The following is a 12,122-nucleotide window of genomic DNA, read 5'->3' on the forward strand; positions in this document are numbered from 1 at the left end:
TGTTTAGGCTTCACTTGAAAAACCCTACTCATAGTAATTCGTTTTTTAGGTTATACTATAAATGCCGTTTGTACGGCATTACCTGTCAAAGGGCAAAGTTATGGTAAAGTGACGAACCATACAAGTCCATAATGGTTCATAGGTATAAGAACCATACCATTTGTCTATTTTTCTGATATTGTTTTTCCGGCAAGTACCAGGGCACGCTGACGCAGATAGCTATGCAGAGTGAAGCCGTCTGCCTTGACACAGTTGAGGAGGGCGCGCTTCTGCATCACCACCTCTTTGAGCGCTGGGAACACATCGTTGTAACGTTTCTTCACGTCCTTGTTCTCGGTCTTCACCGACGTCTTCTTCACAAGCTCCTCCACATCGGTAATCTTTCGAGCGAAGTAGTCGGCGCCCTTCTTCAGACGTTCCTGTAGCAAGGCGTTGGTCTGATAATCGGCAGAGGCAATAACAATCTGGCTGTACTGCAACTTGAAGCGCTCGGCTACATCCATAAGCTCGGTCTTTATAGTACCCGTGCGTGCCTTGTATTCGGCGATGAGTTTCGGAAACGAACGGCGGAAATGACCGTCGAGCAAGTCGAGCACACGGTTGAAGGCATCCATGAGCGGACGGAAGTCGAACAGTTCGCTCACCACCGACAGATAGTAGTCGCGCTGCAACTGTTCTATCTGTCCCTCGCTCGGCGTGTGCTCAATGGCGTGCGTGGCGTATTCGTCTACAGCCTCATCACGAATGATAGCCGTCTGCGGCAGCGGCGCACTGAGCACCATGCCTTCGAGTGTGCGGCAACGCGAGAGAGCCACGTATGTCTGTCCGTGTGTGAAGGCACGCTGCACGTCAATAATGGCGTGGTCGAACGTCAAGCCCTGACTCTTGTGAACGGTGATTGCCCATGCTGTCTTCACGGGAAACTGCGTGAAGGTTCCTTCCACCTCCTCGCTTATCTCGTTGGTCTTCTCGTTGAGCACGTAGCGCGTGTTGTCCCACTGCTCGGGCTGCACTCGGATATTCTCGCCAGTGTCCTTCGCCGTAACGGTGAAGCCCTCGGTATCTATCTCAGCAATGGTACCGATCATACCGTTGTAGTAAGCCTTGTCTGCCGACGAGTCGTTCTTAACGAACATCACCTGCGCACCGGTCTTCAGCGTGAGCGTCTCGTCGGTCGGGAAGAGCATCTCTGGATACTTGCCTTCGATGGTGGCAGTGTAGGTATAGGACTTACCGGGGAGCAGTTCAAGCTCGTGGTCGTTGATGCGCTGCGCCTGCCAGTTGTGCGTCGTAAGACGTATGTAGCCGTCATCCTTGCGCGGCTTGAAGTCGGGTATATAGCGCGAGTTGAGTGCAGAAAGCACAGCGGCATCGGCACGGTTCTCTCGTACCTTATTTAATATATCGAGGAAACGCTTGTCGCTCTGGCGATACACCTTCGTCAGTTCGACGATGGCGTAGCGTGTGCGTTGCAGGGCGAGCGACGAGAAGAAGTAAGGCGTGGCGTAATAGCGCGAGAGCATCTGCCACTCATCGTCTTTTGCTACAGGAGCAAGCTGGCCCAAATCGCCAATCATAACCATCTGAACACCGCCGAACGGTAGGTTGTTCTTGCGGAAACGGCGCAACACGCTATCTACAGCGTCGAGCAAATCGGCACGCACCATGGAAATCTCGTCGATGACGAGCGTGTCGATAGAGCGTATTACGTTAATCTTCTGCTTTGAGAAGCGGAACTGCTGTTCCTTGAGGTTATAGTTGGGTATGAACGGCGCAAACGACAACTGGAAGAACGAGTGGATAGTCACACCCTCGGCGTTGATGGCAGCGATGCCCGTAGGCGCAACAACCACGATACGCTTCGATGATTCCTCCTTCAGTCGGCGCAGGAAGGTGGTCTTTCCCGTGCCAGCCTTACCTGTGAGGAAGAGGTTGGTGTTCGTTGTCTCTATTATGTCCCAAGCGAGTTGCGTTTGCTCTGTCATTTCCTATGCTGATTAATGGTTGTTTAATGTGTGTTCTGTGTGAACAATGAATTACAAAAGTAGTAATTATTTTTTGTTTTTTACGCTTTTACAATTTAAAATATGTTTTGTGGCTGCGTGGTACGGGCAAGATGCCCATACTTCCTACTTTTTAGCGTTTTACTTTTTTACCATTCTACTTTTTTCAGTACCTTTGCAAGGTAAAAGTAAAAGAGTTAAAATTAAAGGATATGATAAAAGCCCTGTTTTTCGACGTAGACGGAACGCTCGTCAGCTTTAATACACACAAGGTGCCGGAATCTACAATTGAAGCACTTCGCGAGGCACACAAGCGCGGCGTGAAGCTCTTCACCGCTACGGGTCGTCCACGCCAGTTGCTCAACAACATCACGGAGGTGGAGGACATCATGGACGGTTTCATTCTTGCCACTGGCGCTCAATGCGTTTATGGCGACAAGGTAGTGCGCCAAGACCTCATTCCAACCCATGAAGCTGAGGCGATAGTCGACTTCTGCAACCGTCTCAGCGTGCCGGCGGTGGTTGTGGGCACAAAGGATCTGCAGATTATCAACCGCAACGACAGCGTGAACCATGTATTCTACGACATGCTGAAGGTGACGTACAACAAGTTCGACGTGCCGGTTGAGGAGGTTATAAAGCAGGGCATACTGCAGATTACGCCTTTCCTCACCGAGGACCAGGAGCACACTATCCTACCCCACGTGCCAGGCACAACGTCTGCACGCTGGTATCCTGCGTTCTGCGACCTTACGTCTGCCACAGCCGACAAGGCGAACGGCATCCGCGCCATTGCCGAGCACATGGGCATCAACATCAGCGAGACGATGGCGTTCGGCGACGGCGGCAACGACCTTACGATGTTGCGTGCAGCGGGCGTTGGTGTAGCTATGGGCAATGCGCTCGACGAGGTGAAGGCGCACGCCGACTATATCACGAGCAGCGTAGATGAGGATGGCATAACGAATGCGCTGAAACACTTTGAAATCATTTAAAAGTAAAAGAGTAAAAAAGTAAAAGAGTAAAAAGATAGGGTGCGGAATACGGGCAAAATGCCAACATCCAATTCTTTTTACTCTTTTACTTTTTTACCTTTAATTTTTCCTTTTTACCCTTTTACTCTTTTACTTTTTACTTTTATAAGAGTGGTGAGAACACTCTAACTAACGACTCCGCCAGACGGTGCATGAACGGGCGTTTCCGTTCGCCGTTCACACTCAGGAAGTCTACACATTCTTGCTCATCACTTATAAAGATTTCCTTCATTCGCAGTGCCGTTGTGCGGTCGTAGATAAAGACGTTGGCTTCAAAATTGTTCTCGAAGCTACGGAAGTCGATATTTGTAGAACCGCAGGTACAGAGCGTGTCATCAGAAACGAGCAGCTTGCTATGGTTGAAGCCGCCTTCATATAGCAATATCTTTACACCAGCCTCTATCACCTCCGTAACAAACGACATTGACGACAATTCCAGCAAGCGCGAGTCGCTATGACGCGGAATCATCAGTCGCACATCTACGCCGGCAAGTGCTGCCGTGCGCATGGCGAAGAGCACCTGCTCAGTAGGCAGGAAATATGGCGACTCCATGTATACATAGTTCTTCGCCTCAAGCAGTATGCGCACATAACCCTGCATGATGTCCGGCCATTTGGCAATCGGGCTGCTCGTCACTACCTGCATCAAGCAGCTGTTCTCTATGCGCCACGGCATAGGCGGATAGTACTTCGAGTTGGTGACGAGGGTACGATCGACGAAGTACCAGTCGACGAGAAACGTACGCTGCAGGGCGTACACCGCTCCACCACGTATTCGGACGTGGGTGTCACGCCACGGCAGTTGTCCGCCATACAGTCCTTTCACATAGCGCAGGGCGATGTTCATACCACCCACGAATGCCTCAACGCCGTCCACGATGCACACCTTGCGGTGGTTGCGGTAGTTCACCTTGCTCGTAAACGCAGGGAACTTAACAGGCATGAAGGCGTTGACATCAACCCCAGCACGGCGCATACGCTCGAATAGTGAGCGCGGCACACGCCAACAGCCCACATCGTCGTAGATGAGACGCACCTCTACGCCCTCTTTCGACTTGCTGATGAGGGCATCCGCCACCAATCGTCCGAGTGCATCGTCGGCGAAGATATATGTCTCAAGATGTATATGCTTGCGTGCCGAAGCTATCGACTTCAGCAATGCGGGGAAGAACTCGTAGCCGTCGGTGTAGAACTCCACCTCGTTGTCCTTGAACGGAAGGGCAAGACTTTGGTTGGTGAAGAGTTGTATGAGCGAACGATAGTCGTCGGGCAACGTCAATTGGCGTTGCTCCACAAACTCCAGCATCGACCGCTTCGACAACTGGTCAAGCGATCGCTGCGATATAAACGTCATCTTACGAGTGTTACGACCGAAGAATACGTAAAGTATTATTCCAACAATGGGCATAAAGAGCAGCACCATCACCCAGGCTATCGTCTTTGCCGGCTGACGGTTGTCCATCAATACTGCCAGCATGATGCTGACAATAATGAAGACGTAAGCTAATATGAATACCCAATGGATGTAGAACATATCGTTTGTTGTTATGTTGAGATGTTGTCATGTTGAGATATGCTTCATTTGTCAACACATCAACATTACACCATTTCAACTTATCATGCTATAATATTATTTCCCAACAACCGGGCGAGCTGAGAGCGCAGTTCGTGCGCCGTCTTATACTCTTCCATCAGTTGCTGCAGTCGTTCGGGGTCGTTCACCGCAAGCGAAATATCGCGCTTCAGGTCGCGCAGGCGCTGCTCCAGATAGTCCATACGGAAGTCGTTGAGCAGATGCTCGGTCTGTTGGCGCAGTGCTTCGATGCGGTTCTCCTCTTCGACGCGCAGCTCGTCAGCATTCTTCTCCTCGTCGGCACGTGCCGCCTTCTGCTCGTCGAGCAACTGATACTTGTCCATGCAAAGGTCGGTGGCAATGCGCGATATTTCAATGTCAGAATGGTGCAGGAAGAACTGCTCGGCACAGAACTGCTCATCGCCAGCATGGTTCACCGCCTCGTCGAGGATGCGCGAGTTGAGCGGATTGGCAAACTTCAGTCCGTCGACACCAAGGTTATAGGCTATGTATTGCGCCACGTTAAGGTTCACCGTCGTGCCGTCCTCCGTCTCTACATTATTATATATGACGGTATCGCCGTTGCGCACAATCAACTCTACGAGCATCTGCTCCACCTTCGATGCCTGCTGCAAAGGGGAAGGAGAGTTTTGAATATTGAGTTTTGAGTTTTGAGTCGTCGGTTGCGTCGTTTGCGAATTGTCCGATGAGGAAGCTGTTGCCTCGCGGTTGCTGCGTATGAAGTTGTTAAGCGTGTTGATTAGCGTAGCCTCGTTGATGCCCATACGCACCGAACAGTCGTGCAGATAGGTGTCGCGCAGGATAGGGTTCGTAACGAACGATATGCTGCGCACCACGGAGTTGATTGCCTCCGAACGCTTCAGCGGGTCGCGTTCGCCACGCAGCAGCAGGTCTGTCTTGAACTCAATGAAGTCGGTCTGATGCTCTTCGATGTACTTACGGAATTCGTCTGCCGAATGCTTGCGTGCAAACGAGTCGGGGTCGTCGCCGTCCGGCAGCAGCAACACCTTTAGGTTCATGCCCTCCGATAGCAGCATGTCGGTACCGCGCAGCGCAGCATGTATGCCTGCCGCGTCGCCGTCGTAAAGTAGGGTGATATTCGACGTGAAGCGGTGCAGTATGTGTATCTGGTGCACCGAAAGTGCCGTACCGGAGTTGGCCACCACGTTCTCTATGCCACACTGGTGCATGGAGATAACATCGGTGTAGCCCTCCACCATGTACACACGGTCTTCCTTGGCTATCGCCTTCTTAGCCTGATAGATGCCATACAGCTCGCGGTCTTTATGGTAAATATCCGAGTCGGGCGAGTTGACATACTTCTGGTTCACACCCTTTGTGCGCGAGTCGAGCAGTCGTCCGCCGAAGCCCACCACCTTTCCGCTGATGCCTATCCAAGGGAAGATGACGCGTCCGGCATAGCGGTCGATTAGTTCGCCACGGTCGTTCTTGTAGCAGATGCCGGTCTTCAGCAGAAAGTCTTCTTTGTAACCCTTGCGCAGTGCTTCCTGCGCTAAGGCACGGCGGTCAGTATCGTCGTAACCCAACTGGAACTTGCTGACGATGTCATCACGAAATCCACGGCTGCGGAAGTACTGCATACCGATGGCTACGCCGTCGGCGGTGTCGTGCATAAGGTGCTGGAAGTAGGAGGCAGCCCACTCGTTCACGATGAACATACTCTCGCGCTCGCTCTGCTCTCGCTTCTCGTTGTCAGAGAGTTCGCGCTCCTTTATCTCGATGTGATACTTTCGTGCGAGCCATCGCAACGCCTCGGGATAGGTCATCTGCTCATGCTCCATGATGAAGCCGACGGGGTTGCCGCCCTTGCCGCATCCGAAGCAATGGCAGGTGCCGCGTGCAGGCGACACGTAGAACGACGGGGTCTTCTCGTCGTGGAACGGGCACAAACCCTTATAGTTGCTTCCACTCTTGCGAAGTGTAACAAACTCTGACACCACCTCCACAATGTTGGCAGCGTCTTTTATCCTTTCTATCGTTGCGTGGTCTATCATACAAATGCGAAGTTACACATTTTTTTCCATTCCGCAGTGCTCACCCACACGTTTTAGCTCCGCACTTACTAAAATTAATTAAAAGAGCCCTGCCTATTTTACCAATCAACACAAAATAAGTAACTTTGTACTGATGTATGAACAGCAACATACACCTAATCGATTTTACTAAAAACAAACATAACAATGATTAAAAACAATCTCCTTCTCACAGCACTCTTCACAGCTGCTTGCGGTAGCGCTTTTGCGCAGACCGAGAGCTTCGACCTCAACTCGCAGCGTGGTGAAAAGCAGGATGTGAACATGGTGCCGGGTAAGCAGCTCGACCACCACGGCATCGTCGTAAACCCAACACCGCACAACCTCAACATGGACATGCAGACTTGGACCGACCTCAGCGCCGGTGTGAAGCTCATCGACAAAGCGGGTAAGTTTACAAACGACATCGATTTCCTCAAACAGAATGCTAAGGGCACCCCGCTCACAATCGTCTTCGGCGAGAAGCAGGCTAAGAAGGCAGGTCTGAAGAAGATGGTGTCGGGAGCATACCTCCTCACTGTCGACAAGAAGGGTATCAACATCGTGGGCTACGACGAGCGTGGCGCGTTCTACGCTCTTCAGACTCTGCGCCAGATTGTAGAGAGTCCAGCTGCGCAGGGCAAGGTACCGGCACTCACCTGCAACGACTATCCCGACCTGCCATTGCGTGGCGTTGTAGAGGGCTTCTACGGCGAACCATGGTCGCATCAGGTGCGTCTCTCGCTCATCGACTACTACGGACGCAACAAACTCAACGAGTATGTGTACGGTCCGAAGGACGATCCTTATCACAGCTGCCCGAACTGGCGTCTGCCCTACCCTCCCGAGCAGGCTAAGAACATTCATGAGCTCGTAGAGGCTTGCCGCCGCAACCGCGTCGACTTCGTATGGGCTATCCACCCGGGTCAGGATATCAAGTGGAACGAGGAGGACTATAACAACCTCGTAAACAAGTTCAACCTCATGTATGACCTCGGTGTGCGCTCATTCGCCATCCACTTCGACGATATCGACGGTGAGGGCACTAACCCAAGCAAGCAGGTGGCTCTCGTAAACCGACTCACCAAGGAATTCGTGAAGGCTAAGGGCGACGTTGCTCCGCTCGTTGTCTGCCCTACCGACTACTCGCAGCTTTGGGCAAAACCTGGTCCTGACGGTCCGCTCGCCATCTACGGCAACGAGCTCGACCCTGAGGTACAGGTATTCTGGACTGGTGCTGTGGTTTGCTCTGACCTCACCAAGGAGACTCTCGACTTCGTAGACTCTCGTATCAAGCGCCCGGCTTACTACTGGTGGAACTTCCCCGTTACCGACTATGCCCGCCACATCATCATGCAGGGCCCGACATACGGCTTGGAGACTGACATCACAGATAAGATGACTTCTGGCGTGCTGTCTAACCCGATGGAGCACGGCGAGGCTTCGAAGCTGGCGCTCTACGGCGTGGCTGACTACAACTGGAACGTAGCCGACTACAACGCTATCGACAACTGGGAGTGCGGTCTTGTAGACCTCACACCTGAGGCTCACGAGGCTTACCGCACCTTCGCCATCCACTCTTGCGACACAGAGACGGGATATCGCCGTGCCGAGTCGTGGGAGACAAACACCTTCCGCCTTGCCGACTTCTCGCAGAAGGCTTACAACGACCTCTATGGCGAGTTCGACCGCGTGGAGAAGACGAAGAGCACAATGGAGCGCGACTGCAAAAACCAGCTTCTGATGAAGGAACTGAAGCCGTGGCTTGAGCAGTTTGAACTGCTCGGCAAGCGTGGCAAGAGCACACTGAAGCTGATGAAGACATTCCGCAACGGCAATGCACAGAACTTCTGGAACGCTTTCGTGGCTAACCGCATGACAAAGGAGGCACGCGCCGCTTACGAGAAGCACAAGCTCGGCACTATGAAGCTGCAGCCGTTCTACGAGAACGCTATGGACGACATGGCGCAGGAGTTCTTCAAGAACCTAACCGGCGAGGTGCCTGCTTTCTATAAGGGCATGGGCACATATCCGACGCTCGCTACTACACAGAGCAAGCTGATGTTCGACAACGACTCTACTACATACTACCACTGCGGTCAAAGCCAGTCTACTGGCGACTGGGTGGGTGCCGACCTGGGCACAGTGCGCGACGTTCGTGAGGTGAAGATACTCCAGGGTCGCAACTCTGTTGACGATGTCGACTACTTCGACAACGTTGTGCTCGAGGCTTCTGCCGACGGCAAGTCGTGGACACAGCTCACTGGCGAACTGCTCAAGACTTACATCATCCACTGGAAGGGCGAGCCGGTAAAGGCACGCTACGTTCGCATCCGCAAGGCTGAGTCGGAGAAGAAGAGTTGGATTGCTGTGCGCGAGTTCATGGTGAACCCCACAACTCCAGAGAGCCTCAACTTCAAGGTTGAATCAGCAAATCTCGACGCTGCCATGTTCGGCTTCGACAAGAACCCCGTAACATCATTCCGCAACAGCGGAAAGACTTCGTTCACTGTCGTTCCCGGCACAAAGGCATACACCATGCTCCTCAACGTAGAGCAGAACGGCGCCGTTAAGTTCAACCAGTACGACAAGAAGGGTAAGCTCCTCGCTTCTACCGACATCAACAACTCGTTCTTCAACGTCAACCTTAACAACAAGGCTGCGAAGGCTGAGATTGAGGGTAATGTAGAGGTATTCGAGGTAATCGCGAAGTAAAAGCGATGTCATTACTGTAAGACAACGCATCGCCAACAAGCGACGCTAACATAACCGACAAAACGGATGGCAAGCTACAAACGGCTCGCCATCCGTTTTTTTGTTGCAACTTTTTGCAACAATCCAAATAAAGCCTTACCTTTGCACAACGAAAAAGATTAAGGGATAATAATATTATGGATTTTAATTTCATCGGGACTATCTGGTCTCTTCTTCCTCCCGTCGTCGCCATTGCGCTGGCACTGAAGACCAAGGAGGTATATTCATCGTTATTCATAGGTATTGTGCTCGGTGCTATATTATATAGTATGTCGATGGGCACAGGTTTTGAAGGCTTCTTGACCCATTTGCTCAACGACACCGTAGGCACAGGAGCTGATGCCAAGCAGTACGGTCTTATTTCCTGCCTGTCCGACCCGTGGAACGTAGGCATCATCGTGTTCCTTGTCGTTCTGGGTTCTATCGTGTCGCTTATGAACAAGGCAGGCGGATCGGCTGCTTTCGGTCGCTGGGCTTCAAAACACATCAAGACAAAGATAGGTGCGCAGATTTCGACTATCATTCTCGGTCTACTCATCTTCATCGACGACTACTTCAACTGCCTCACAGTAGGTTCGGTGATGCGCCCGATAACCGTACGCCATGGCATTACAAAAGAGAAGCTCGCCTACCTTATCGACTCCACTGCTGCCCCTGTCTGCATCATATCACCCATATCGAGCTGGGCGGCAGCCGTGTCGGGTTTCGTATCGGGTGGTGAGAATGGTCTGGCATTGTTCTGCCAAGCCATACCGTTCAACTTCTACGCTTTCTTCACAATCATCTTCATATTTATGATTGTGTTGTCGGGTTTCGACTTCAAGGCGATGAGCAAGTACGACGCACGTCTGCAGGAATGGTACGAACGCACCGGCGGTCAGGTAGATGAGGTGATTGACACCAAACTGCAAATCGTGGAGCACGGTGTGGGTGCCAAGCAAGACTGCAAGAAACCAGTAACGACAAAGGGTTCGGTTGCCGACCTTGTAGTGCCTATCCTGATGCTCATCGTGTTCTGCATGGCTGGCATGGTTTACTCCGGAGGATATTTCGACGCAACAAGCACTTGCTACCACAACTTCGTAGACGCGTTTGCTGCAAGCAACGCTTCTGTCGGACTGGTTATCGGTTCGCTTGCAGCGTTGATTCTTACAATAGCAATGTTCGTGGCACGCCGCACGTTGAAGTTCGACAATGCCATGAGTTGTCTTATCAAAGGCTTTGAAGCGATGGTTCCTGCCATACTGATTCTCACCCTTGCATGGACACTGAAAAGCATGACCGACTCACTTGGCGCTGCCGAATACGTGTCGGACGTTGTGTCAAGCACGGCTTCTGGTCTGCAGATGCTGCTGCCGGCAATAATATTCATCGTTGCAGCGTTGCTCGCCTTTGCCACCGGCACCTCTTGGGGAACATTCGGTATACTCATCCCTATCTGCATCGCCGTATTCCCTGCTACCGCTCCGCTGCGCATCATCTCCATCTCGGCGTGCATGGCAGGTGCAGTCTGCGGTGACCATATATCTCCAATCTCCGACACCACCATTATGGCATCGGCTGGTGCCGAGTGCAAGCACGTTCACCACGTGTCGTCGCAGTTGCCATACGCCCTGACAGTAGCCGCTGTGTCGTTCCTTACCTTTGTCGTAGCCGGCTTCACACAGCAGCTCGGCATCGTAGCCAGTGCTGCCATTTCCTGGATCTTAGGCATAGCGATGCTTTTCTCAGCATTATGGGTGCTGAGAAAAATTGGTTACAAGCAATAAATCTACCATATCTATCAGCATCGGCGTAACAAGCTGTGTATAAACAAAATAAAGGCTGACAGATAGGCTGACAGATAGCTAAAAACATAAGTTATCTGCCAGCCTATCTGTCAGCCTTTATAATATTTTCAGCGCAATGGCAGCACAGGCCTCCGCATCTGCGAGGGCATGATGATGTTGTGTCAAGTCATAACCGCAGCGGGCTGCTATAAAGTCAAGCGTATGACGACCTTTAGGCCAGACCTTGCGCGAGGCGATGCAAGTGCAGTAGAAGTCGTAGTCGGGATAGTCCATTTGATAGACGCGGAAGACGGCTTTCAGACAGCTCTCGTCGAACGCCTTGTTATGCGCCACGAGCGGAAGCCCCACTATCTTCGGCTCAATCTGCTTCCATACTTCGGGGAAGACCGGCGCACTGTCTGTATCAGAAGCGCAAAGACCATGCACCTGACTGCACCAGTAGTTGTAATACTCTGGCTCTGGCTTGATGAGCGAGTAGAAACGATCTACCACCTCACCTCCTCTAACAATAACCACGCCAACAGAGCATACCGAAGAACGCTCATTGTTGGCGGTTTCAAAATCTATAGCTGCAAAGTCTTTCATTGTTGCAAGGTCGTATCAATTATTTGTTCTACGTTAGTAACGAAACACAAAGATACAGTTTTTTTGTGGCACAACTACTTCTTTTAATATCTTTATCACAGATACTCGTGCAAATAAATGTAAGTTTACATCAAATACTCGTGCAAATAAATGTGATTTCCATAAACTCATCCGCTAAAAAACATAACAGAAAAGCCTCACTTGCCACTGATTTGCAACAAAACCGAGGTCATATTGCCCATGATTTGCAACAAAATTTATAGCTATTGCCACTGATTTGAGACAAAAAAGTTGTATCTTTGCTATACGAAGTTACGAAAAGAGTGTAA

At 51.4% G+C, this 12,122-nt stretch carries 7 protein-coding genes; 3 read left to right on the forward strand and 4 right to left on the reverse strand.

Features of this window, described 5'->3' with window-relative positions:
- Positions 1–164: 164 nt before the first annotated feature.
- Positions 165–1,985: an ATP-dependent DNA helicase gene (locus HMPREF0673_RS01595; protein WP_007897218.1), complete on the reverse strand. Its 1,821-nt coding sequence runs from the start codon at positions 1,983–1,985 to the stop codon at positions 165–167.
- Between the two features lie 230 nt (positions 1,986–2,215).
- On the opposite strand from HMPREF0673_RS01595, the gene HMPREF0673_RS01600 reads away from it, so the two are divergent.
- On the forward strand, positions 2,216–2,998 hold the full coding sequence (locus HMPREF0673_RS01600) for a Cof-type HAD-IIB family hydrolase (protein WP_007897220.1): 783 nt from the start codon (positions 2,216–2,218) through the stop codon (positions 2,996–2,998).
- A 142-nt stretch (positions 2,999–3,140) separates the two neighbouring features.
- On the opposite strand, the gene cls is transcribed toward HMPREF0673_RS01600, so the two are convergent.
- Positions 3,141–4,571: a cardiolipin synthase gene (gene cls, locus HMPREF0673_RS01605; RefSeq protein WP_007897228.1), complete on the reverse strand. Its 1,431-nt coding sequence runs from the start codon at positions 4,569–4,571 to the stop codon at positions 3,141–3,143.
- A gap of 83 nt (positions 4,572–4,654) precedes the next feature.
- Positions 4,655–6,646, reverse strand: coding sequence for a DNA primase (gene dnaG, locus HMPREF0673_RS01610; protein ID WP_007897231.1), 1,992 nt, complete (start codon positions 6,644–6,646; stop codon positions 4,655–4,657).
- 186 nt (positions 6,647–6,832) lie between these two features.
- Between dnaG and HMPREF0673_RS01615 the strand changes: the two genes are divergently transcribed.
- Complete coding sequence (locus HMPREF0673_RS01615) at positions 6,833–9,379, forward strand: beta-N-acetylglucosaminidase domain-containing protein (protein WP_007897233.1); 2,547 nt, start codon at positions 6,833–6,835, stop codon at positions 9,377–9,379.
- 176 nt (positions 9,380–9,555) lie between these two features.
- Positions 9,556–11,187: a Na+/H+ antiporter NhaC family protein gene (locus tag HMPREF0673_RS01620; protein ID WP_007897235.1), complete on the forward strand. Its 1,632-nt coding sequence runs from the start codon at positions 9,556–9,558 to the stop codon at positions 11,185–11,187.
- Between the two features lie 117 nt (positions 11,188–11,304).
- On the opposite strand, the gene HMPREF0673_RS01625 is transcribed toward HMPREF0673_RS01620, so the two are convergent.
- The gene (locus tag HMPREF0673_RS01625; RefSeq protein ID WP_007897238.1) at positions 11,305–11,793 is read right to left on the reverse strand and encodes a 3'-5' exonuclease; all 489 of its coding nucleotides are present in this window, start codon (positions 11,791–11,793) and stop codon (positions 11,305–11,307) included.
- Between the last annotated feature and the right edge of the window lie 329 nt (positions 11,794–12,122).

The sequence above is a fragment of the Leyella stercorea DSM 18206 genome (assembly GCF_000235885.1).
Classification (GTDB): Bacteria; Bacteroidota; Bacteroidia; order Bacteroidales; family Bacteroidaceae; genus Prevotella; species Prevotella stercorea.

Coding starts and splice junctions, on each gene's coding strand:
- HMPREF0673_RS01595 (WP_007897218.1), bottom strand. CDS start 1,985: ATGACAGAGCAAACGCAACTCGCTTGGGACATAATAGAGACAACGAAC.
- HMPREF0673_RS01600 (WP_007897220.1), top strand. CDS start 2,216: ATGATAAAAGCCCTGTTTTTCGACGTAGACGGAACGCTCGTCAGCTTT.
- cls (WP_007897228.1), bottom strand. CDS start 4,571: ATGTTCTACATCCATTGGGTATTCATATTAGCTTACGTCTTCATTATT.
- dnaG (WP_007897231.1), bottom strand. CDS start 6,646: ATGATAGACCACGCAACGATAGAAAGGATAAAAGACGCTGCCAACATT.
- HMPREF0673_RS01615 (WP_007897233.1), top strand. CDS start 6,833: ATGATTAAAAACAATCTCCTTCTCACAGCACTCTTCACAGCTGCTTGC.
- HMPREF0673_RS01620 (WP_007897235.1), top strand. CDS start 9,556: ATGGATTTTAATTTCATCGGGACTATCTGGTCTCTTCTTCCTCCCGTC.
- HMPREF0673_RS01625 (WP_007897238.1), bottom strand. CDS start 11,793: ATGAAAGACTTTGCAGCTATAGATTTTGAAACCGCCAACAATGAGCGT.